Origin of the sequence: Sagittula sp. NFXS13 (genome assembly GCF_040148795.1) — a bacterium.
GTDB lineage: Bacteria > Pseudomonadota > Alphaproteobacteria > Rhodobacterales > Rhodobacteraceae > Sagittula > Sagittula marina.
On record NZ_JAGEMH010000012.1, the window covers coordinates 56,545 to 79,582 of the forward strand.

Sequence of the window (23,038 nt, forward strand, 5' to 3'; positions counted from 1 at the left end):
CTCCTCCCTTGGTGTATCAATCAGTCAGGAATGCGATGGCCGCCTCGCAAAAGCGGGCATCGGATGTGAGCGCCACGTGGCCGGGGCCGTCGATCAGCTGGTGGCTGGCTTGCGGCAGCGCCGCGCGCAGCCGGTCATCGGGTTGCGCCACAGCGTCGTCGCGGCTGTTGAAGATCAGGATCGGCGCTTTGGCCGCGCTCAGTCGATCTTCGGTCAGGACCGGGTTGGCGGGCCGCTCCAGCACGGCGGCCAGACAGGCCGGGTCACTGCCGCTTTTCTCGGCGTAGGCCAGCAGGGCTGCGACCTGTGGCGGGTGATCGGTCGTCTCTGCGCGCAGGGCCGCGACGATGGCCGGGCCAGCGGCTTCCGGCGCAAAGAGGTTGTCGCCAATGCCGCCCAGAACAAGCCGGCCGTTGGCACCGGGGGTGCGGGCCTCCAGTTCCAGCAAAAGTTTAGTGCCGAGGGAAAAGCCGATGGCGCCGTGCAGCCCCTTGGGCAGCTTGCCCGCCAAGTCGCTGGCAAGATCGGCGTAGTCGGTCGGCTCGTGCGATCCGCCCCCTGCCCCGTGACCGGCAATGTTCACGCCGACAGGCTCGAACCCTGCGCCGCGAAGAGCCTCGGCCCAGCCGTCTGCCTCCCAGGTCGCGGCATAGGAGCCACCCCAGCCGTGGATCAAGGCCACCTGTTTCATGACGGGTCTCCCTTGGCTGCTGCGGCGGCTTTTTTCAGGTCTGGCGTGTCGCTGCCCGCAAACACCAGGGCGCCGTACACCGCGCGAAAACGCCAACCGTCCGACGTTTCGACGCACTCAAAAGTGAAGTCCGCCAGTGAGGACGGCGCTTCCAACGGCAACGGGCGTGCGCCGGTGCCTGAAAAGACCGTCACGGTGGCCGCCATCCGCACAGCTTCTCCGGGCAAGAACCGGAGGTTGCTGCACAGGTGCCGGGTGCCGCGCTGGCGTTCGACGGACAGGGCCCGGCGGGCGGTGAAGTAGCGGGTCAGCTCCTCCGTGCCGGTGGCGCGAAAGCTCTCGATGCCGAGCGTGCCGTCGGCACTGAAAAGCGACGCCCCGAGCGTGTCATCCACCTCGTCCACCACGGCCCAAAAGCGCAGGACAAGGTCCTGCACCTCCAGATATGTTTGTGCCGACAGGCTCATGAGCCGACCGTCATGAAGGTTTCGGCCATCTCGTATCCCCAACCGTTCATCACGTCGGTCAACTGCTCCGGCGCGATGTTGCAATCGAGCGGTGCCGCATCGTCCGCGAACTGCTCCATGCCGGAGGAGAACTCGTTGCGGTTGCCGAACGGGTCAAAGACATAGGCGTAATTGTTGGTGCCAAAGCCGGAGGATTTGCCAAGGCCCGCGTTGTGGCGGCCCGGACCGAATTCCCAGCGGTGGCCGGTTTCCATCAGGCGGTCCGAGAGGCGGAAGTAGTGGTTGCCGTCCTCCACCGCGAAGGCCACGTGGTGCAGGCGATCGGCTGGGCGCACGGCCTTCATGTAGGCGATATCGTGATCGTAGGCCGAGCCGCGCAGCCAGATCCCCGCGAGCTGACCGCCCACAGAGATGTTGAGCGAGGATTTGAAGCCGATCATCATCAGGAAGTCGCGCATCACCGCCGGATCGACTTCGCCCAGCAGGTTGATGTGGTCCATATCCGTCGGAATGTGCGACCCCTTCGCATCGAAGTCACAGATGCCCGCGCGGCGCTCCGCACCGCCGGTGCATAGCCGCAGCTCGTGGCCTGACGGCAGGTGGAATTTCAGCGCCGCACCTTCACCCGGACGACTGTCACCGGTCAGACGTTCGGAGGCGACGCCTTCCTTGGTCAGGATGCTCTCGACGCGGTCAAGATCGTCCTGATCGTCCACGCCGAAGGTGAAGTTCTCCAGCGATTGCGTGCCCTTCACCAGCGTGATGTCCGCCGCCGTGCCACGGCAGGCAAGGTGAACGGTGGTGTCGTCACGGGACAGGACGGTCAGGCCCAGCACGTCTTCGTACCAGGTCAGCGCCTTGCCCAGGTCGCCAACTTGGATTGCGGCGTGGTCGATGCGGTTGATCCCCATGGTGTGATCCCTTTCTTCAGACAATGATGTTTCGGGCGGCGACCGACGCGGGTCGCCACAGGTGCACGCCCGCAGCTCCGGGCGACGGGTGTCGGACACGACGAGGCCGGTCGGACAAAGGTCCGCTGCCGGGTGGCGTCGCGACATTTGATGGGTCAGGTCAGGGCGCGCTCATGGCGGCGCCGCACCGGTCAGCCCGGTGGTTGTCGTCTTGTCATTTTGCAATCCTCCCTGTGGGCTCTCTCAAGCCCGAATTGAAAGCAGCCCTCCTGCCGCCTTGACCAAACACTACGCCAAATTCCAATTTGAACAAATAGTCATTTTAGCAATTTCATTTGGTGGAATTCGCACAGCTACACGTTGTGGGGTGGCACTTGCTTCGCAGCTGCGGCATATTTTGAGCGTTCCGCACCCGAGGACACGACAGAAGGCCCCGCCCCGCTCATGGCAGACAACATAGAGAACGCAGACGACGCCATTGCGCGGATGGGCTATCGCACCTCCCACTCTGGCAGGCGTGCGGAAATCGGCGCGGCGCGACGGGCGAAGTCGCGCAACACCATCTTGACGGCTGCGTTTGAATGTTACGGGCGCGAGGACGGACGCATTGTGCGGATCGAGGATGTCTGCAAGGCAGCCGGCGTGGCGCGCGGCACCTTCTACAACCACTTCGACGATCTCGAACAGCTTCGATACCATCTGCTTGAAGAGATGACCGGGGAATTCGACCGCGCCGTCCACCACATGTTCAGCGCGCTGGAAAACGCAGCCGAGCAAAGCGCGGTCGCCATCCGCTACTACCTGCACGCTGCCGAAAAGAACCCCGCATGGGGCTGGGCCATGATTCACTCAAGCGCGCCGGGGCACACCTTTGGCGAATTGGTCTGGCACAATTCACTGGTCACGATCCGGCGCGGCGTGGACGAGGGTCTGTTCACGATCCCCACCGCCGAGATCGGGCGCGACATCCTGATGGGGTCGGTCACCGCGGCGATGGTGTCGATCACGCGCGGCACCACGCCCGCAGACTACCCCGAGCTGATCTCGACTCATGTGTTGATGGGGTTCGGCATGTCGGCACAGGCCGCACGGGAGTTGTCCTATCGGGCCCTGCCCGCCCTGCCCGCCATCGCCCATGACACCGTCGTCATCGCCTCCATGCCTGCGCTGGGCGACATCGGCGATTGATTATTCGATAGAGGTCTGCGCGCGCGGATAGTCGGCGGCGTTCAGAACCCAGTCGTCCTTCAACGAAAAGTCCATGCGCGGCGGAGAGAAGATATCCACGATCTGCGTCTCCTCCGACACCCAGAGCGTCGTGTGAATGGCCGGGGGCGGCAGCACCGCCATGGACGGGCTGGCGCAGCGCAGATGCATGTCCTCGCGCCAGTCAGACATGTTCGCGGTCCAGGGCCAGCGCAGGAAATGCTCAAAATCGCCGTCCAGCGTCAGGCTGATCTGTTCAAAGCTGGCGTGGTAATGCGGAGAGACCTTGGCCGTATCGCGCGGCTTTGTGAATCGCGGCAACACGTTCACCATCATCGTGGTGCAGCGGAAGATGCGGCCGAAGCGTCCCGGCGTGTCCGGCACATCCAGATCATAAACCCGCAATCTGTACCCGCCCACCGGGTCAGGCCATTGCTGAAACGGCGGAATGACAGGATTGATCGGAACCTCGGGGTTGCTGCATCGCGCGACAAGATCCGCAGACCGGGTCGTGAACAGAAAGGTCGCGGAGCCCTTGCCGGAGATCCGGACGCGGCTGTCACCGGGCGGGATGATGAACAGATGGTTGCCGGGATGGTCCGCGACTTCGCCCGCGTCTGTTTCAACAGAGAAGCGCAGGTCCGGGTCGGTCGAAAATACGACGTATTCATCCCGCTGACCGTGCCGCGCAAACTCTGCCACGCCATCCAGGGCGACCAGCCGCACGACAAGGTTCGTGGACCGCATCATCCAGGCGCGCCAGCCGTCCCCGCGTTCCTGGGGTTCAGTCTGCGAAAAATGGCCGACCTCGGGACCGCAGAATGGGCCGGAGAACGCCTCAGAGGCGCTCTGATCCGGTTTGCGGGAAAGGGACTTGCGCGGGTCACTGTCGTCGAACATTGGCCATCTCCTTCGTCATTGGTGCGTCGGACGTCGCACGCCGGGACCCGCTGCGCACGCGATACGCGCACCGATTTCGCACCGTGAAATTGGCAAAAGCCTTGCTTGTGGCGCGGTCGAGGAATGCGCCACCTTTGCGCGCAGGAGGACATCATGACCAAAACCCTCGTCATTGCAGCGCATCCCGACATGGCCCACAGCCGGGTCAACGCACTTTGGTGCCAGACGGTGCGCGACAGCGGCACGATTACGCTTTGCGATCTCTACGCAACTTATCCGGACGGGCGTATCGACGGCGCCGCCGAACGCGCCCTGCTGGAGACGCACGACCGGATCATCCTGCAATTCCCGCTGACCTGGTATTCTTGCCCGCCGTTGCTGTCACAGTGGCAGATCGCCATTCTGAAACGCGGTTGGGCCTACGGTCCGGGCGGGCGGGCGCTGCGGCTCAAGACCTTTGGCATCGCGTTCAGCACCGGGTCAAACGGGGCCGATTACCAGCCGGACGGCCGCTATGGGCGCACTCTCGAAGAGGTGACGATCCCCTTTGAGCTGTTGGCCAAGCACACCGGGATGCACTACCTGCCGCCATTCACGCTGACCGGCGTGCGCGCGCTGGACGACAGCGCCGTGGCGGCCTCTGCGCAGGACTATTTGCACCATCTCAGGCATGCGGAGCCGGTCATCGTCGCGTCCGGCACCGACGACAATCGCGCCACGACCGTTTATCCCACAGGCTGATAGGCGCTGCCTGCCGCGCAGGCCTCTGCGGCGGCGCTGAGCTCTGTCTTGAGGGTGTTCACATTGACCTGCGCTTTCGCGAAATAGGTTATCCCCAATGTGCCAACCAGTTTGGCGCCCATCCGCAGGGGCGCAGCGATGGAATGCGTTTCCGGCTGGATGTTGCCGGTGCGCTCCCCGAAGCCGCTTGCGCGAGTCAGGGCAACGACCGCCTCGGCGCGTTGCGCGATGGCGACGGCCTCTTCGTTGGTTTCCGCCGATTGCTGAAGCAAATTCACCAGATGTTGTCGCTCTTCCTCCGGGCAAAACCCGAGATACGCGCGGCCATGGGCGTAGTCCAGCAGCGTCATGCGCCGGTTGATTGTCGACTGGTAGTGCGACAGCGGGCTCATCGGGATCGTACTGAACCGAATGACCAGCGCATCCACGTCCAGCGTTGCCACCGCCGTCGGCCAGAGTGTGTGCGTGGTCAGCGCCTCGGCCGCCTGACGTGCCACGTCGAAGACCTGAGGCAAACCGTGATGCCCCGCGCCCAGCGATGCGACCTTTTCAGTCACGCAATAGCCCGCCTGCCGCCCAATCTTGCGCACGTAGCCAGCGGCCATCAGCGTCTCCAACAGGCGCACCACGGTGGGGGCCGGCAGATCGGTCTGAGCGGCGAGATACTGCACCCGAACGACTGGCGCCCGGTTCATCAACTCGAGGATTTGCAGCGTGCGCTCCACGGAACGAACGGTTTTGGGGAGGTTGGTCATGTGGCCTGTAACGAAGGAAGCGTGATGACCCATCTGACACTGGTGCACAGGCAGGATCAAGCCACCAAGCGTCCGAGGCCATCCCAAGCGCGTTTTGTCCGATATTTCAGAAGCCTGTCATCGGTTCATGTCTGTGGCGGCAAAATAGTCCGGGTTGCTGATCGGGCCGGTATGAAGACATTGCTCCGCGGCGTTTTATCAATCCGGGCTTCTCTGCGCGCGGCTTTGACATCGGCTGCGCCCTCGACGCGGACACGAGCCACCGCGCCATCGCGGACGCCACAGGTGCAGAGCGATGGACGCCCGAGGCGGCGGCCGGAGTGACTGAACGCCTGGCCGGTTTTGTTGTGCATGCTCTGACTTGGCGAAACAAGACAGGTCTTCAGAAGACCTTCCGGCGACTGCGCACCTTTGTACACAAGGTTGACCATCTGGTCTGAAGCGTGAGCTGCGCAACCCAAGGTCCAAGGCGATTTCGTTCGAAGTGCAGGCTCCAATACTTCACCCTGACGTGTTCCCACAGCCCGTTGTTAAAAGCTGTCGAACCGGGCCGTCGCCGCGCGAAGGATGAAGCTCTCCTCCGCGAGACCACTCCAAGGGTTTTTATGGGAGGCAGCTTCCTCTGTGTGGTATGCGTGGCCTGTGATCACGATCAACCCGATGTCGTTAATGAATTCCTTGAGAGGGAGTTTTCGGAACAATGCGCAAGCTGCGGTCTATTGTGCAAACTCTAAGCCATCTCTGGACGTCAGGGCGGCAATGCTGCGCATGAATGCACCCGCAGGGGAATCCAATACATTTGCAGGTGGCATTGTCTTTTCGTGCCGCTCTACGCGGCCGCACTTTCAGTAGCCTGATAAGTGTTGGCTCGGTCGTCATCTATCTTGAACCGTCGAATGAGCGCCGCCAGTTTCGCGGCCTCCTCTTCCAGCAGCTGCGTCGAGGCCGAGGTTTCTTCCATTACCGCGGCATTCTGCTGTGTATTTTTATCGAGTTGGTTCATCGCGACGTTCACCTCGCTTATGCTGTCGGCTTGCTCGACTGTTGCACTGGTCACCTCATCGACGACGGTTACCATCCGGTCCATACTGCCGACGATCTGTGCAAGCGCGGCCGAACTGCGACCAACCTGCTCGACGCCGCTGGAAACCTCTATTTCATTGTGTTTTATCAGCTCGTTGATGTCGACGGTGACGTCTGCGGACTGTTTGGCCAAGGTCCGAACCTCTGACGCCACCACGGCAAAGCCCGCGCCCGCCTCTCCGCTGCGAGCGGCCTCGACCCCGGCATTGAGCGCGAGCAGCTGGGTCTGGAAAGAAATATCCTCGATGACGCGCATTGCCTTGGCGATCTTGTCTGACACCACCTTGATACGCATGATGGAGCTGGTGGTTTCGTCGCCAACGGTGATTGCCGAACGACCGGTCGCTTGCGCGCTCTTGACCAGTGCATCGGCGCTCTTTGCGTTGGCAGAGGTTTGCTTGACCTGGTCGCTCAGCATCTGGAGCGCCGCTGTCGTCTCTTCGAGCGACGCGGCGTTAGACTCGCCGCGGCGTGACGCATCCATCGAGGCCGCGGCAATCTCGTGTGACGTATTCTCGAGCATCGAGCTGCTTTCCGCGAGTTGGCGGATGATCCCTGCCAAGGTATCGGCCAGTTCGTCGGCGGCCTGCGCGATGTCTGCAAAAACCCCCTTGTGGCCGCCGTTCATACGCTCGGTCAGGTCACCTGTTGCCAGCGCCGCCATTGTCAGGCGCACGTCGGACAGCCCCGATTCCACGATTTCAGCAATTTGGTTGATCCCTTGTGTCATCTTCGCGGAATCGTTTTCTGTTTCCGACACATGGATGCGGCTCGAGAAATCCCCTTCGGCGAATGCGTCGATGACCACGGCCATCTCGGCATTCAGGCGCTCGCGCTCTTGCTGGCTTTGCCGTGAGACATGGACGGCATGGCTGATTGCGGCCACTTCGCTGATGCGCGATTTCGGCAGGAGCGCGTCGAAACGACCATCGGCCATGTCCCTGAGCGCCAGTCCGATTTGCCTCATGGGTCCCGAGATCAGGTGGCTGAGGTAAAAGGCGATGACCATAAAGACGACAATACCTGTTAGGCTGGCCACGATCGAGCGGCGCTCGGTCAGGGCTTTTTGCTGTTCGCTCTCGGTCACGAAGGCGTCGGTAAACTCCCCCACCGAGGCGATCAGTGCTTCGAGGACCGGTTCTGCGGCAGCGAACCGGTCGGACAGATCGGTGGTCAGGTCATTCACTTGAAGCGTGCGCTCAACAAAGGCGGCGAAAGCCGACTGGTAGGTTTCCATCAGCGCCTGAATTGTCGCGCGCTGCTCCTCGTCCCTGTACCAATAGGCCGGGAAAGCCTCGAACTCCTCGACCCGCGCGTTCAGCCGATCGAGGTACTTGGTGTCCTCACGCATAATGAAATCCTTTTCATGTCTGCGCATCATCAGCATCTTCACTTGCATTTCCGGTCGCGCGAGTTCGTCGAGGGCTTCCTCGACCTCTTGCACGGCGCTGCGTAAAGTTCCTTCAAGACCGAGTGTCTCATCGAGCCCCAGATCAACCTTGGCCGCGACCAATTCGGCAAAGATGCCAGTGTAGGCGTCGATTTCACTCTCGATCCTGTCAATCTCGGAACTGGCGGCTGCGAGGCCATCAACGGCCATCACCCGCCCGCGAAGGGTTTCGAGCAGAGCTGTCAGGTCGGTGCTGATGGCGGCGTGGCGTGCGATATATTTCTCGTCCTCGCGCAGCAGGAAATCCTTTTCCGCGCGCCGTGCACGCAGAAATTGGTTTTCGACGTCTTTCAATGTGGCCTGCAGATCAGCCATCTCTGAAAGCGCGGCCTGATTGGCATCGCGCACATCGCTTGTATAGACAGAAAGCCCGATCAGCGCGCCCATGCCGAGCGTGGCCAGAGCAACGAGCGATAGCACCGCAAAGCGAATGGAAATCTTAAATGGCATTGGCCTGCACTCCGAACCCCGCAATCTGTCCATCAAAGACCTGGCATGTGAGTATGAAAGATCCCCTAAATGCGTTGGTGGGTTTGGCGCGTTGCTTGCTTAATAATGTAAGCGTCTACTGGGACATCGCGGAGGCGACGGTTTCGCACGCGGGCACTGCTGATCTTACGAAAGCCGACTTTTGCCCGGTATCGCGTGCGGGTTTGGGGTGGCAGCGCCATGGAAAGTGTGGATTTTTCCAGAGCTTGCGACATCCGCTTTCACGAGGAAGCGCCGTCTGCATTCAGCGCAATCCGGCCAAAAGCGCCGTCGTGATCGACCACAAAGCTGAGGTGTGGGGCCGGCGCGGAAAAGCACACGCCTTCGCCCCGGACTGTGGACTTGCCGCCCGCCGATTTTCAGGAATGACCTTTGTTGGCACAGGTTGGCCGAAATCGGGGGAGCAGGGATGCGGGAGGACCGCACAGCAGGCCGGTCTGCTTCAAAGTCGTGCAGCCCCGCCGAAACAGGGCTGCACCGTCCTGAAGATCAGGACCAGGGCGTAACGAGGTATTTTTCGCCCGTTTTCATGGCGCTATAATCCATCAAAGCGTCTTTGGTCAGCATCTCTTCGAGGTTCACCCGCTCTTTGTAATGGCTGGCGAAGGTCGTCGTGAGGTTGTCGCGAACGCGCTGACGCATCCGGCCCATGACGTCTTGTCCGACCGATTGCAGGAACGGAAACAGCAGCCAGCCCGACAGAGTCCACCCGAACCCGTAGCCGGGCGTCAGAATGGTCGCGCCGGTGTCCAGCCGACCGTAAATGAACATGCGCTTGGGCTGGTTGGAGCCATAGCGCGAATATTCGGTCATTCGCGAGACAGCGACGCGCTCCATCGCCTTGAAGGCGGTGTCCACAAGCTTGCCACCGCCCACGGGATCATAGCCGTAAAACGCGCCCGTCGCGTCGATGGCGGAGGTCAGCTGATCCATGAAGTCGTCATCGGAAGAGTTGACCACATGGGTCGCGCCGATGTCTTTCAACAAGTCCACCTGGTCGCTTTTGCGCACGATGTTGACGAGGCCGATCCCGTCCTCCTGGCAGATGCGCGTCAGCATCTGACCGAGGTTGGAGGCGCCAACCGTGTGCAGGATCGCCTCCTGCCCGTCCATTTTCGCGTTTTCGACGAAGCCGAGCGCGGTCATCGGATTGACGAAGGCGCTGGCGCCCTCTTCGGCAGAATGATCGCCGAGCGGCAGACACATGCCCGCATCGGCGATGCAGTACTGGCTGTAGGCATTGCCCGGAACGCAGGACACGCGCTGCCCCATCAGCGCCTGCGCCGCCTCGTCGTCCCCGGCGGCAATCACCGTACCGGCACCTTCATTGCCGGCGGGCAGTTTCATGCCGTGACGCGCCTTGGACCCCTTGTTGGCCTGCTCGGGCATCTTGGCCACGAACTTGCCCTCGGAGTATTCGGCGTTTTCCAGATCCGCTCCGCCCACGAGGATCGCCAGATCAGAGGGGTTGATCGGCGCGGCTTCCATCTTGACCAGCACCTGCTTGCCGGTGGGGTCCGGGAAGGACACCTCCTCGATTGCGACGGTCAGCGTGCCGTCCTCTTCCAATGTGGTGAAAAGCTGCTTGCCTGTGGTGGCCATGTCAGGGGGTCCTTTCTTGAAGATCATCTTGAGCCGTCAGGTAGGACGAAGTGCGCCGATGTCCCACCGCGAAAGCGACCCGGACGGGCGACGGGCGAACACGTCTCGGTGAACATCGGTGGCAGCGGCCGCTGGGACAGGAACCCAATCGCATCGGCCGTGTTGTTACCGGAATGCAAGGAGCGAACATGTCCACGATCACGACGACCAACCCGGCAACGGGTGAGACCATCAAAACCTATCCGATGATGACCCGCGACGAGGCCGAGACGAAACTGAAAGCGGCGCATGAGGCCTTTCTGGACTGGCGCAGCCTGAGCCACGCCCAGCGCGCGCCCTACCTGACAAAAGTCGCCAAGACGTTGCGCGACCATACCGATGAGCTGGCCGAGCTGATGACCCGCGAAACCGGCAAACTGCTCAAGGACGGCAAGACCGAAGTCGAGCTTTGCGCTGCAATCTTTGAATACTCGGCGGAGCACGGACCCGACGTTCTGGCGGACGAGGAGCGCACCCACGGTCAAAAAGGGTCGCGCGGTGTCGTCACCCACCAGCCGATCGGTGTGATCTACTCCATCCAGCCGTGGAACTTTCCACTGTATCAGCCCGTCCGCGTGCTGGCGGCCAACCTCATGGCGGGGAACGCCTGTGTTCTGAAACACGCCAGCATCTGCACCGGGTCGGGCCTGCGTCTGCGGGAGCTGTGCGTCGAGGCGGGTCTGCCGGAGGATCTGTTCCAGGTTATCCTGATCGACCACGACACCAGCGATGCGCTGATCGAGCACCCCCTCGTGCGTGGCGTGACCATGACAGGCAGCGATGGCGCGGGTCGCCACATCGGCAGCGTAGCTGCGAAAGCGTTGAAGAAAACCGTGCTGGAGCTGGGGTCCAACGACGCCTACCTCGTGCTGGAAGACGCCGACATCGAAACGGCGGTGAAGTTTTCGGTCATGGGTCGGATCTACAACAACGGCGAGACCTGCGTATCTGCCAAGCGGTTCGTTGTGGCGGACAAGGTGTATGACGCCTTCGTCTCTGCCTTCACCGATCAGATGAAGGCGATCGAGATGGGCGACCCCATGGACAAGGCCACCAAGCTTGGCCCGCTGTCCAGCGACGATCAGTTCGAAACCGTCCGCGATCAGGTGGAAGACAGCGTTGCCAAGGGGGCCAAGGCGCTTTGCGGTGGCACGGTGCCGGACCGCACCGGCGCGTACTACCCCGCGACCGTTCTGGTGGACGTAACCCCCGGGATGCCGGCCTATGACGACGAGATCTTTGGCCCGGTCGCAGCGGTAATCCGCGCCAAGGACGACGAGGACGCCATGCGCATCGCCAACGACAGCCGGTATGGTCTGGGCGGCGGGATCTTTTGCAAGGACGAAGAGCGCGCTCTGAAACTTGCGCGGGACCATTTCGACACAGGGATGGTGCGCATCAACTCCTTTGGTGCGGCAGATCCGGACATGCCCTTCGGCGGCGTCAAGGACTCAGGATACGGCCGCGAACATGGCGGCTTTGGGATGAAAGAATTCACCAACGCAAAGGCGATCTTCCTGCCATGATTACATTGCATGCTCTGAAGTATTCCCGCGCGACCCGCGTGCTCTGGTTGCTGGCCGATCTCGGCCAGCCCTGCAACCGGGTGGATTACGACCGGACCGAAGCCTTTCGCGCGCCGGACGCGCTGGCGCAGGTTCACCCCTTGGGGAAATCCCCGGTGATCGAGGACGACGGTGAGCTGATCGCGGAATCTGCCACGATCCTGCGCTATCTCGCGGCCAAGTATGACGACAGCAGCCATACACCGCCGCAAGGCACCCCCGCCTATTGGCAGCATGAGGCGCTGCTCGATTACGTCGAAGCGTCTTTCGCAGAAGTTGCGCTGCGGGTGATCATGCCCGCTTTTCGCGGCAAACCTGTGCCGGAGTATGCGCGCGACGCTTTGAACCGCCACCTCGACTACATCACGCAAGCCATCGGCGACGGGCCTTTGTTGTTCGGAGAGCGCGCGACGCTGGCAGACATCCAGCTGTCCTACATCATCGCCCTGTTGGCACGGCTCGACCTGCTGAGCGACCACCCCAAGGTTGCGGCCTATTGGAGCGCTCTGCAACAGCAGCCCGGCTACATCGCCGCCACGCAGGCCGCAGGCCCCATGGCCCCGCCAGCCTGAGATTTTAGGAAAGACGACGAATATGACCAAGACTATCCTCATCGCCGGTGCCACGGGCAAGACCGGCCGCATCCTGACGCAAAACCTGTTGGATCAGGGGCATAATGTGACGGCTCTGGTTCGCGATGGCTCGGACACCAGTGTCCTGCCCGAGGCGACGACGCTGCGAAATGGCGACCTGACCGACCTGCAACCGGGCGTCTGCGACGGCGCTGATGTCGTTGTCTTCGCCGCAGGCTCCGGCGGGTCGACCGGACCGGAGATGACCGAGAAAGTTGATCGGCAGGGCGCGATGCGTCTGGTGGATCTGGCAAAGGACGTCGGGGCGGAGCGGTTTGTCATGCTCAGTTCCATCGGCGCGGATCAATCCAACCCCTCCGGTGATCTGGCGCACTATCTGAAGGCCAAGCATGACGCGGACGAGCATCTGAAGGCCTCCGGGCTGACCTATGCCATCCTGCGGCCCGTGGCGCTCACCGGCGATGGCCAGAGGGCCGACGTCGTGCTCGGGGATGATGTGGACAAAACAGCCAAGGCAAGCCGCGCAGATGTCGCTGACGTCCTCGGCAAAGCCGCCACGACCGGACGTTTCGACGGCATGGCCCTGAACATGCAATCTGCCTGACGCAGGGTGCTTTGGCCTCCTCTCGTGCGGCAGGCTTAACTGCCGCACGGACCCACGCGGGGTGAGTTGCGCGTGCAGGTGCATCGCTAAGATAGTGCGTAGACGCACCCGCCTACGAAGTCCGCGCCGGACGAGCTGCGATGAGACGGCTCTTATGTCGCTGCAACGGACATTGCAGATCGCATCAGCGGCGCAGGATGATGTTGCTCGCTTTTCGCTGGGCACTTGACGCCTGCCGCCTCCGATTGCGAGCGGCGCAGCCCCTAGAGTGCCCTCTCGGGACCAAAGGGCGGCTTGATCGACTTTAACATCATCGGACCACCCGTTGGCTGCGCCGGTGTCATGTCCTTGAGTGTGCAGGATCCGGTCCCGCCATTCTCTCGTTAGGACGCCTGCCCTAACAGCGGGCCATGCGGACTTGGAGGGTCAGTGGACCCGACGACTTTGGATGGCGCGAGACCTCGAAGAGGTTCCGCGCCACGTATCCGATCACTGCGCGGCGGCGTCCTTGCCCCGAACCGAATGCCAGATCGGCGCGATGATCTTTGTTGCGATGGGGATCAGGATCAGGCCGATCACGAAGCCAAGCACGAAGTCCACAGCTGCCGTCACGCTCCATTCCAGCGCGGCGTTTTCGCCCGCAACCGAAACTGCAAGATCATGGATGATGTGTTCCGGCGTATCCATACCCATCTCCGCCAGGGAGTGCACGATGATCGACCCGCCGACCCAGAGCATGGCGGCCGTGCCGACCACGGTCAGCGCCTTCAGCAGCCACGGCATGAAGCGCACGATCCCACGGCCGAAGGAGCGCGTTGCCCCGAGATTGGCGTTCTGCGACAGCCAAAGACCGATGTCGTCCATCTTCACGATCAGCGCGACGGAGCCATAGACAGCCGCCGTGATCAAAACAGCCGCGATGGCCAGTGCGCCCGCCTGCATCCAGAAATTCGGCAGGTCGCCGAGGTTGGACAGCAGGATCACCATGATTTCAGCGGACAGGATGAAGTCCGTCTTGATCGCACCCTTGATCTTCTTTTCCTCAAGGCGGGCGGGATCTTTGACATCGTGACTGCCGTCAGGCCCGCCACTGTGTTCGTCATGCGGCATCAGCACATGCACGATCTTCTCTGCCCCCTCGAAGGCCAGGTAGCACCCGCCGAGGATCAGCAGAGGCCAGACCATCCACGGCGCGAAGGCGGCCATCAGAAGCGCCGCTGGCATCAGGAACACCAGTTTGTTGATGACCGACCCCCGCGCAATGCGCCAGATGATCGGCAGTTCGCGTGCGGGCGCGAAGCCGTGCACATACTTGGGCGTCACTGCCGCGTCGTCGATCACGACGCCAGCGGTTTTCGATCCCGCCTTGATAGCCGCCACGCTGATGTCGTCGACAGAGGCCGCCGCCACCTTTGCAATGGCCGCCACGTCGTCGAGTAGCGCTAGAAGTCCGCTCATACCTGTTCCCCGTTCCTTGTTGGATTGGAGGTTAGCGCGCGGCTTTGAAACCTCAAGCGCCAAGGGCCGGCCCCGTGCACGGCAAGCATCAGGCATCCGCCCGCGATGGCCCAGTTCTTGACGAAAATCGTCATCTGCCAAGGGTCATCGGGCAGCAAGTGAAAGAAGGAGGTGAGCGCACAGTAGCCCGCCAGCGACAGCGCCACGGGCCGCACCGCAACCCCCGCCACCAGCGCAAGCCCCGCGAGGAGGTTGTAGACCATGGCCCCCCAGATCAGAGCGCCGGGCAACCCCCACCCCATCAGCAGAGCCATCGCAGGCGCGGGATCCGATAACTTTTGCACGGCTCCCCCAAGGAACAGGGCGGCAATCAGGCAGCGCCCGGTGAGCGCGCAGAGGGCATCGAACGTGGCCAAGTGATTCTCCTTTCTGGAGGATGCAGAAAACCCATGCGGCAGCGCAGCATCATGTTTGCGCAAACCTTTACAAAAGGTTAGCGCCACCATGCCCCAAAGCGAGATGTTTAACGCTAACACACTGATGAAATTGACCTTTTCACCTAGCCGCGAAGGGGATGCCTTCGTATACGAAGGGCGAACATATATTTTCAGGAGAGTTTCAATGACCGTCACCGTGGGCATCAATGGCTTTGGGCGCATCGGCCGCTGTACTCTGGCACATATCGCGGAATCCGCGCGCAACGACGTGCAGGTGGTCAAGATCAACGCCCCCGGCCCGCTGGAAACCCACGCGCACCTGCTGCGCTACGACAGCGTGCATGGTCGTTTTCCCGGCGATGTGACGGTGAAGGACAAGGCCATCGACCTGGGACGCGGCCCGATCGACGTCATGTCGTCCTACGAGCTGAGCGCGTTGGACTGGGAGGGCTGCGACGTGGTCCTGGAGTGCACCGGCCAGTTCAACGACGGTGACAAGGCAAACGCTCATCTGGCGCGGGGGGCGAAGTCGGTGCTGATTTCCGCGCCCGCAAAAAATGTACAGCGCACCGTGGTCTACGGCGTGAACCACCGGGACCTTGTTCCCGGCGATGTGATGGTCTCCAACGGATCGTGCACCACGAACTGCCTTGCGCCGCTGGCGAAGGTGCTGGACGAGGCATTCGGCATCGAAAGTGGCATCATGACCACGATCCACAGCTACACCGGCGACCAGCCGACGCTGGATCGTCGTCACAAGGACCTGTATCGCGCGCGGGCTGCTGCCATGGCGATGATCCCCACATCCACCGGCGCCGCTGCGGCCCTTGGGGAAGTGTTGCCAAACATGAAAGGCAAGCTGGACGGGTCATCGGTGCGGGTGCCGACGCCCAATGTGTCCGCTGTGGACCTGACGTTCTACGCCTCCAAGGACGTGACGGTAGACGACGTGAACGAAGCGATGGAGGAGGCCGCCGCCGGTCGCATGGGCGCTGTGTTGTCGTATGATCCGGAGCCCAAGGTCTCTGTCGACTTCAACCACACCACGCATTCGTCGATCTTCGCACCGGACCAGACCAAGGTCGTGGGCAAGCGTATGGTGCGCGTGATGGCGTGGTACGACAACGAATGGGGGTTCTCGGCGCGTATGGCCGATGTGGCCGGTGCCATGGGCCGTTTGCTGCACTGACCACGGGTTTGGCGGGACATGAAAGGCGCGGCGCCGCAATGCCCCGCGCCTTTTTCGTCACAGGTCAGCAGCGACGGCTGCACAGGTTTTCGCAAGGAATACCGTCATGATCGCCATCCCGCACGCTTTGCCCGCATTGCAGCAACTTGAAACAAGCCTCTTCGCAGGAGCGCAGGCGTTTGCAGCTGACATTGCGACAGTCAAAGGCCTGCGCCGTGCGGTAGCTGTCCAGCGTGTCGCGCAAGGAGGGTGATGTTGGGTCCGCCGAGACAAAGCTCGCCTGAACAATCAGGGCACAAACCAGGAAAACACGCATAATCGAGTCCGTTCATAATTATGAACAAACTGTTAACGTTCCTGCGCGTCACGGCAAGCGCATACCTGCTCAGCGCTTTTTGCGCTTGGCCGTGAAGGTGCTTGTGGGCTTGGGCTTGACCGGGGCTTTGGCCGGAGCGTTGGTCGGCGCAGGCTTTTCAGGCTTCTTCTCCGGCGTCCGCTTCTTGATCGCGCCGGCCTGTTCCGCCAGATCGCGCGCAATGGCAAAGGCGCCCTGGATCTTGTCCTTGTCGCTTTTCCAGTCACGCAGCACGACGATCTTGTTGTCCTTGATCTTGGCCATGCCTTTCTGGTCGGCGATGAACTGCATCAGGCCCTCGGGCGAGGCGAATTTGTCGTTGTGGAACTGGATGGTGGCGCCTTTCGGCCCGCCATCGAGCTTGGAGATCCCGGCGCGTTTGCACATCGCCTTGATCCGCACCACCAACATCAGCGTGTTGACCTCGCGCGGCAGCTTGCCGAAGCGGTCGATCAGCTCGGCGGCAAAGCCTTCGAGCTCGACCTTGGTGGTCAGGCTGGACAGACGACGATAGAGGCCAAGGCGCACGTCGAGATCGGGCACGTAGTCCTCCGGGATCAGCACCGGCACGCCGAGGTTGATCTGCGGTGCCCATTGGCCATCGTCCTCGGTCAGACCTTCCATGTCGCCGGATCTGATCTTGGCGATCGCCTCTTCGAGCATGGATTGATACAACTCGTAGCCCACGTCCCGCATCTGGCCGGACTGTTCTTCGCCCAGCAGGTTGCCGGCGCCGCGAATGTCCAGGTCCTGGCTGGCCAGTGCAAAACCGGCGCCCAGCGTGTCGATGCTGCCCAAGACGCGCAGACGTTTTTCGGCGGTGGTGGTCAGCTTGGCACGTGGTTTGGTCGTCAGGTAGCAGTAGGCGCGGGTTTTGGACCGGCCCACCCTGCCCCGGATCTGGTAAAGCTGGCTCAGGCCGAACTGATCGGCGCGGTGCACGATCATGGTGTTGGCGGTGGGAATATCGAGACCGCTTTCCACGATGGTCGTCGCCAGAAGCACGTCGTATTTGCCGTCATAGAACGCGTTCATGCGCTCATCCAGCTCGCCCGCTGCCATCTGACCGTGGGCCACGACATAGGTGCACTCCGGCATCTGTTCCTTCATGAACTCCTCGATCTCCGGCAGGTCAGAGATCTTGGGCACCACGTAGAAGGATTGTCCGCCGCGATAGTGTTCGCGCAGCAGCGCCTCGCGGATGGTCACGGGATCGAATTCACTGACGTAGGTGCGGATCGACAGGCGGTCCACCGGCGGCGTGCCGATGATCGACAGGTCGCGCACCCCGGTGAGCGACAGTTGCAGCGTCCTCGGGATCGGCGTCGCCGTCAGGGTGAGCACGTGAATGTCGGAGCGCAGCTGTTTCAGCCGCTCCTTGTGCTGCACGCCAAAGCGCTGCTCCTCGTCGATGATGAGCAGGCCAAGGTTCTGGAAGCGGATGTTCTTGGCCAGCAGCGCGTGGGTGCCGACGGCAATGTCCACGGTGCCCTTGGTCAGCCCCTCGCGGGTGAGCGCGGCCTGTTTGGTGCCAACGAACCGAGACAACGGCGCGACGTTCAGCGGGAAGCCACGGAAGCGTTCGGCGAAACTGTTGTAGTGCTGGCGTGCGAGCAGCGTCGTCGGGGCGATCACCGCCACCTGCTGCCCCGACATGGCCGCCACAAAGGCCGCGCGCATGGCGACCTCGGTCTTGCCAAAGCCCACGTCGCCGCAGATCAGCCGGTCCATCGGCTGCCCGCTGTGCAGATCGTCCATCGTGTCATCGATGGCGCTGAGCTGGTCGTCGGTTTCTGTATAGGGGAAGCGCGCGGCGAAGCTGTCATAGGATCCGGGCGGCGGGTCCATGATGGGTGCCTTGCGCAGCGCCCGTTCCGCGGCAATACGGATGAGCCGGTCGGCCATCTCGCGGATGCGTTCCTTGAGCTTGGCCTTCTTGGCCTGCCATGCGCCGCCGCCCAGCTTGTCGAGCAAGCCTTCCTCGTGGCCGTATTTCGAGAGCAGTTCGATGTTCTCGACCGGCAGGTAGAGCTTTGCGTCCTCGGCATATTGCAGCGTCAGGCATTCGTGGGGCGAGCCTGCGGCGGTGATCACCTCCATCCCGAGGAAACGGCCGATGCCGAAGTCCACGTGGACGACCAGATCGCCGGGGCTCAGCGATTGGTGTTCGGTCAGGAAGTTCTCGGCCTTGCGGCGCTTGGCCGGCTTGCGGATCAGCCGGTCGCCCAGCACGTCCTGTTCGGATATGACGGTCAGTTTCTGGTCGTTCCACGGCGCTTCGAAGCCCGCCTCCAGCGACCAGACGGCCAGATGCAGCCCGGATTTGCCGACCCGCGTGCCGTTCTGGATCGGGATGGCCTCGGCGACGCCTTCGTCTTCGATCAGGCCGGTGAGGCGTTCGCGTGCACCTTCTGAGTAGGAGGCGATGACCACCGGACCTTCGGTCATGCGGGTCTTTATGTGGCTGGCGAGACTGCCAAAAAGGCTGATGCTTTCCTGCTGCCGTTCGGGGGCAAAGCTGCGCCCGATGCGCCCGCCCGCATCCACCACGCCCGGTCCGGGGGCCTGTGACAGCGGATGGAATTGTACGCGTCGACGTCCGCCGACGGCGGCTTCCCAATCGGTGTCGTCAAGGTACAGAAGTTTGGGCGGAATTGGCTTATAGACCGAGCTGCCCAAGGTTTGTTTCTGGCTCAGCGCGTGTTTGCGCGTGCCGTATTGGTCGTCGATCTGCTCCCACCGCGACAGGCGCGAGGGCGTCAGCTGATCGTCCATCAAAACCGGCGCATCCGGCAGATAATCGAACAGCGTTTCCAGAGTGTCATGAAAGAACGGCAGCCAATGTTCTATCCCGGCGTGTTTGCGGCCCGCGCTCACCGCCTCGTAGAGCGGGTCATCCGTCCCGGCCGCCCCGAATTCGATGCGGTAGTTCTGGCGGAACCGCAAAATGGCGGAGTCGTCCAGGATGACCTCGGACACAGGGGCCAGTTCGACAAGGTTGAGCTTTTCCGTGGTACGCTGAGTGGCCGCGTCAAAACGGCGCGCGCCGTCCAGCGTGTCGCCGAAGAAGTCGAGGCGCACCGGACCACCATCGCCGGGCGGGAAAATGTCGATGATGCCGCCGCGGATGGCGTAATCGCCGGGTTCCGTGACCGTGGGGGCCTGGCTGAAACCCATGCGCACAAGGAAATTGCGCAAGGCTTCCTCGTCGACGCGGTCGCCGACCTGGGCGCTGAAAGCCGCTTCGCGGAGCGTGCTGCGCGGCGGGATGCGCTGCATGGAGGCGCTGAGCGTGGTCAGCAGGACGTAGCGGTCCGGCATTCCATGGACGAGGCCGGCCAGCGTCGCCATGCGCGCCGCAGAGATATCCGCATTTGGTGACACGCGGTCATAGGGCACGCAGTCCCACGCCGGGAAAATGACGACCGGCATGTCCGGTGCAAAGAAGGCCAGCGCCTCGCGCATGGCCGCCAGCCGCTTGTCGTCGCGGGCGATGTGAACCACCGGCCCTTTTGCGCGCGCCACTTCCCGCAGCACGAGTTGCGCGTCATACCCCTCTGGGGCGCCACCGATCGTTACTTTGTCCGCCATGGCTGCTCACATGGCGCGCGACGCGTCCGGCGTCAAGCGCAGGAGACGTCCGTCTGCCAGATCACAGGATCCCGGTGGAGAGGTTGTAGAACATGCCCCACAGCGCAGTGACGAAGATCGAGATCATCCCGATGACCTGCGTGGCCAGGCGATGATTGCGCAAGCGGCGCCACAACGGCTCCCCCGCGTTTTCACCTGCTTGGACGCAGCGCGAGGTGTAGACCGTCAATAGCGCCACAAGCGTCATCGGAAACGTCAGCAAAAACAACGCCTGAGCGGTTTCCACGTTGTAGACGAACCCCAACAGGCAAACGCAGGTCAGAAAGGCCGCAACCAGCCCGGACAAAAACAGACCGGATTCGTCGACGATGAACAGCAAGCGGTTGGAGTTGATACGGACCAGATCCTCCAGGTCCTGCTCTGCCTGGCCTCCGTCGCGGCGGGCGCGGGCAACCATATCGAAGGGCACCCCCAGCACCCAGTGAGAGACCGAGGACCACAGGACCGCCAGCACGATCCAGAACCACAGGTTGGAGAAGGACCGCATGTCGATCACTTCGAAGACAGTTCCGTACCAGCCCAAATCAATGCTCTTTTCGATTGTTGCCTCTGCGCCTTATGACAAGGGCAAGCCGGGATGCGCAATGGGGGACTTGTGAAAGCGCTTCAATCCGTGCCACCCAAAGGTGAACGATTTTAGAGGCACGCCCATGCAACCGACCCTGGCACCCTACCCTTCGCTCCGCCTGCGCCGCCTGCGCCGCACCCCGGCCATCCGCGCGCTGGTGGCAGAAACCACCTTGTCGCCACAGGATTTCATCTGGCCCGTGTTCGTGCGTGACGGCGAAGGCGTGTCAGAGCCGATCGCCTCCATGCCCGGCGTCAACCGCCTGTCAGTGGACAAGGTGGTCGAGGCGGCCAAGGAAGCGCACGCGCTGGGGATCCCGTCGATCTGCCTGTTCCCCTACACGGATCCGTCGAAAAAGACCGAGGACTGCGCCGAGGCCTGGAACCCCGACAACCTGTCGAACCGCGCCACACGCGCCATCAAGGACGCGGTTCCCGATATGGCGGTGATGACGGATGTTGCGCTAGATCCCTACAATATCAACGGCCACGACGGCTTTGTCGAAAACGGCGTAATCGTGAACGACCGCACCGTCGAGGCGCTGGCCAAGCAGGCTTTGAGCCAGGCGCGCGCCGGGGCCGACATCATCGGCCCGTCGGACATGATGGACGGGCGCATCGGCGCGCTGCGTAACACATTGGAAAGCGAAGGTTTTCAGGACGTGCTGTTGCTGTCCTATGCGGCGAAATACGCCAGCGCCTTTTACGGGCCGTTCCGCGACGCGGTTGGCGCGTCGGGCGCTCTTCAGGGCGACAAGAAAACCTATCAGCAAGATCCCGGCAACTCTGACGAAGCGATGCGGCTGATCGCGCGCGACTTGTCCGAAGGCGCGGATATGGTGATGGTGAAACCGGGGATGCCTTATCTCGACATCTGTCACCGGGCCAAGGAGATGTTCGGCGCGCCGACCTTCGCCTACCAGGTGTCCGGCGAATACGCGATGCTCGCAGGCGCGGGAGAGCGCGGCTGGGTCGATGGCGAAAAGGTCATGCTGGAAAGCCTGATGAGCTTCAAGCGGGCGGGCTGTGATGGGATGCTGACCTATTTTGCGCCGGCAGCGGCCAAGATCCTAAACGGATGATTGCATTTCGGGAACGGCGGCGGGGTGCCTTGTGCGCCTATGCGATCGCCGCTTCCGCCGTCAGCCGCGCGCCGCATGCCTGAAAACATCGCTATCTGTCGCGATGACTTGCCTATTTGCCACAAGGGAAGGTGACAACTGTTTCTCTTGCGCGTATAAAAATGGCAACCGGCGGTACAGCCGGACGTACGAGGCAACCCCGATCACAAAAACCGATCGACAGAAAAGAGCAGTGATATGACATTTACCCGACGTGAGGCCCTGCTGGGCCTAGGCGCGACCTCCCTTACGGCCGCTTGCGCAAATGGTGTGGGTGGAGCCGGTCCGCAGACCATTGACGCCCGCGTGAACCAGACCTTGGCACGACTTTACGCGGATTATCCGGGCACTCAGACCCTGGCCGGAAAATCGGTGGGTATGCTGGTCATGCCGCTGGTCAGCGAAGTCGGTCTGGGTTTCGGCGGCGGCTACGGAAATGGCGCGCTGCGCATCGGCGGCGCGACCGTCGATTACTACTCGATGGTCAAGGCGTCCGGTGGTTTGCAAATCGGGGCGCAGCAATATAGCCACGTCCTGTTCTTCATGACAAACAACGCTTTGGAAACCTTCCGACGGTCCGGCGGCTATGCGGCGGGCGCAAACATCCTGTACGCCACACCGGGCAAGGGCGAGACATTGTCGGCAGAGACGACAACTTCGCTTGCCCCGATCATCGCTGTGGTCTTTGGCCAGTCCGGCCTGCGCGTCGGTGCGACCCTGGAAGGCGTGAAGTACACCCGCATCATTCCCTGACACCAGGGTGGTCTGCCGGGACCCGATTGCATCGCGCGGCCGGGGTGACCGAGGACTTTCGCTTGAAGGGCGAACCGCCGTTTACCACGGTGGCTCGCCCTTTTTTAGTATCGACGCCATTTTGGAGCGTCTTGGCATTCGGCGGGTTGGTGTCGGGTTAGCGCACCTTGTGTTGCATTAGGCCAAGCGACTAAAACGTTTTCATATGTGATTTAATTCAGTAACTTAAAGAGATAAGTTAACGCTTCACACGAACAGCGCCCTATTGAAAGACCGCAGCTGCTTAGAAGCTGAATCCTACCGGCAAGAATTTTCAAAAACGTATACCTAAACAACGTTACGTTTTTACGTTAGCGCCCCCCTTTCCACAAAGCGGTTAGTGCGCTATATGCCAATCATGTCCTCGCACAG

20 protein-coding genes are annotated in these 23,038 nt (G+C 62.0%); 8 read left to right on the forward strand and 12 right to left on the reverse strand.

Annotation, left to right across the window (positions count from 1 at the left end):
- Positions 1-16 precede the first annotated feature (16 nt).
- The 3 genes from J4E08_RS18675 to J4E08_RS18685 are packed head-to-tail and all read right to left on the reverse strand — an operon-like array spanning position 17 to position 2,069.
- Positions 17-691: an alpha/beta fold hydrolase gene (locus J4E08_RS18675; RefSeq protein ID WP_349539768.1), complete on the reverse strand. Its 675-nt coding sequence runs from the start codon at positions 689-691 to the stop codon at positions 17-19.
- Positions 688-1,158: a nuclear transport factor 2 family protein gene (locus tag J4E08_RS18680; RefSeq protein ID WP_349539769.1), complete on the reverse strand. Its 471-nt coding sequence runs from the start codon at positions 1,156-1,158 to the stop codon at positions 688-690. Before J4E08_RS18680 ends, J4E08_RS18675 begins: the two co-directional genes overlap by 4 nt.
- Positions 1,155-2,069, reverse strand: a complete 915-nt coding sequence (locus tag J4E08_RS18685; protein ID WP_349539770.1) for a VOC family protein — start codon at positions 2,067-2,069, stop codon at positions 1,155-1,157. Before J4E08_RS18685 ends, J4E08_RS18680 begins: the two co-directional genes overlap by 4 nt.
- A 444-nt stretch (positions 2,070-2,513) precedes the next feature.
- On the opposite strand from J4E08_RS18685, the gene J4E08_RS18690 reads away from it, so the two are divergent.
- Positions 2,514-3,257 (forward strand): TetR/AcrR family transcriptional regulator, encoded by a 744-nt coding sequence (locus tag J4E08_RS18690; protein WP_349539771.1) that lies wholly within the window; start codon positions 2,514-2,516, stop codon positions 3,255-3,257.
- On the opposite strand, the gene J4E08_RS18695 is transcribed toward J4E08_RS18690, so the two are convergent.
- Positions 3,258-4,175 carry a cupin domain-containing protein gene (locus tag J4E08_RS18695; protein ID WP_349539772.1) on the reverse strand — a complete coding sequence of 306 codons (918 nt, stop codon included), beginning with the start codon at positions 4,173-4,175 and terminating at the stop codon, positions 3,258-3,260.
- Between the two features lie 153 nt (positions 4,176-4,328).
- Between J4E08_RS18695 and J4E08_RS18700 the strand changes: the two genes are divergently transcribed.
- Positions 4,329-4,916: an NAD(P)H-dependent oxidoreductase gene (locus J4E08_RS18700; protein WP_349539773.1), complete on the forward strand. Its 588-nt coding sequence runs from the start codon at positions 4,329-4,331 to the stop codon at positions 4,914-4,916.
- Here J4E08_RS18700 and J4E08_RS18705 read toward each other — a convergent pair.
- The 3 genes from J4E08_RS18705 to J4E08_RS18715 all read right to left on the reverse strand — a co-directional run bounded on the left by J4E08_RS18705 (position 4,901) and on the right by J4E08_RS18715 (position 10,295).
- Positions 4,901-5,671 carry a DNA-binding transcriptional regulator gene (locus J4E08_RS18705; RefSeq protein ID WP_349539774.1) on the reverse strand — a complete coding sequence of 257 codons (771 nt, stop codon included), beginning with the start codon at positions 5,669-5,671 and terminating at the stop codon, positions 4,901-4,903. The genes J4E08_RS18700 and J4E08_RS18705 overlap by 16 nt on opposite strands.
- Positions 5,672-6,500: 829 nt before the next feature.
- The gene (locus tag J4E08_RS18710; protein WP_349539775.1) at positions 6,501-8,354 is read right to left on the reverse strand and encodes a methyl-accepting chemotaxis protein; all 1,854 of its coding nucleotides are present in this window, start codon (positions 8,352-8,354) and stop codon (positions 6,501-6,503) included.
- Between the two features lie 828 nt (positions 8,355-9,182).
- The gene (locus J4E08_RS18715) at positions 9,183-10,295 is read right to left on the reverse strand and encodes a zinc-binding dehydrogenase (protein WP_349539776.1); all 1,113 of its coding nucleotides are present in this window, start codon (positions 10,293-10,295) and stop codon (positions 9,183-9,185) included.
- A gap of 188 nt (positions 10,296-10,483) precedes the next feature.
- Here J4E08_RS18715 and J4E08_RS18720 point away from each other — a divergent pair, with 188 nt between their 5' ends.
- From J4E08_RS18720 to J4E08_RS18730, 3 genes are read left to right on the forward strand one after another with little or no spacing between them, the layout of a single operon-like run.
- The gene (locus J4E08_RS18720; RefSeq protein ID WP_349539777.1) at positions 10,484-11,860 is read left to right on the forward strand and encodes an NAD-dependent succinate-semialdehyde dehydrogenase; all 1,377 of its coding nucleotides are present in this window, start codon (positions 10,484-10,486) and stop codon (positions 11,858-11,860) included.
- Entirely contained in the window at positions 11,857-12,471 is a 615-nt protein-coding gene (locus J4E08_RS18725; protein ID WP_349539778.1) for a glutathione S-transferase family protein, read from the forward strand. The genes J4E08_RS18720 and J4E08_RS18725 overlap by 4 nt, the downstream gene beginning before the upstream one ends.
- A gap of 22 nt (positions 12,472-12,493) precedes the next feature.
- On the forward strand, positions 12,494-13,096 hold the full coding sequence (locus J4E08_RS18730; RefSeq protein WP_349539779.1) for an SDR family oxidoreductase: 603 nt from the start codon (positions 12,494-12,496) through the stop codon (positions 13,094-13,096).
- A 489-nt stretch (positions 13,097-13,585) separates the two neighbouring features.
- Here the strand turns inward: J4E08_RS18730 and J4E08_RS18735 are convergent, their stop codons facing one another.
- Positions 13,586-14,554, reverse strand: a complete 969-nt coding sequence (locus tag J4E08_RS18735; protein WP_349539780.1) for a DUF808 domain-containing protein — start codon at positions 14,552-14,554, stop codon at positions 13,586-13,588.
- Complete coding sequence (locus J4E08_RS18740; protein WP_349539781.1) at positions 14,551-14,970, reverse strand: DoxX family protein; 420 nt, start codon at positions 14,968-14,970, stop codon at positions 14,551-14,553. Before J4E08_RS18740 ends, J4E08_RS18735 begins: the two co-directional genes overlap by 4 nt.
- 205 nt (positions 14,971-15,175) lie before the next feature.
- On the opposite strand from J4E08_RS18740, the gene gap reads away from it, so the two are divergent.
- Entirely contained in the window at positions 15,176-16,180 is a 1,005-nt protein-coding gene (gene gap / locus J4E08_RS18745) for a type I glyceraldehyde-3-phosphate dehydrogenase (protein WP_349539782.1), read from the forward strand.
- Between the two features lie 64 nt (positions 16,181-16,244).
- Here gap and J4E08_RS18750 read toward each other — a convergent pair whose 3' ends face one another.
- From J4E08_RS18750 to J4E08_RS18760, 3 genes are all read right to left on the reverse strand, one after another.
- Complete coding sequence (locus J4E08_RS18750) at positions 16,245-16,496, reverse strand: hypothetical protein (protein ID WP_349539783.1); 252 nt, start codon at positions 16,494-16,496, stop codon at positions 16,245-16,247.
- Positions 16,497-16,565: 69 nt separating this feature from the next.
- Entirely contained in the window at positions 16,566-20,126 is a 3,561-nt protein-coding gene (gene mfd, locus J4E08_RS18755) for a transcription-repair coupling factor (protein ID WP_349539784.1), read from the reverse strand.
- Positions 20,127-20,187: 61 nt separating this feature from the next.
- On the reverse strand, positions 20,188-20,709 hold the full coding sequence (locus J4E08_RS18760; RefSeq protein WP_349539785.1) for a component of SufBCD complex: 522 nt from the start codon (positions 20,707-20,709) through the stop codon (positions 20,188-20,190).
- Between the two features lie 127 nt (positions 20,710-20,836).
- Here J4E08_RS18760 and hemB point away from each other — a divergent pair, with 127 nt between their 5' ends.
- Complete coding sequence (hemB, locus tag J4E08_RS18765; RefSeq protein ID WP_349539786.1) at positions 20,837-21,835, forward strand: porphobilinogen synthase; 999 nt, start codon at positions 20,837-20,839, stop codon at positions 21,833-21,835.
- Between the two features lie 237 nt (positions 21,836-22,072).
- On the forward strand, positions 22,073-22,627 hold the full coding sequence (locus tag J4E08_RS18770; protein ID WP_349539787.1) for a lipid-binding SYLF domain-containing protein: 555 nt from the start codon (positions 22,073-22,075) through the stop codon (positions 22,625-22,627).
- The last annotated feature ends 411 nt before the right edge of the window (positions 22,628-23,038 follow it).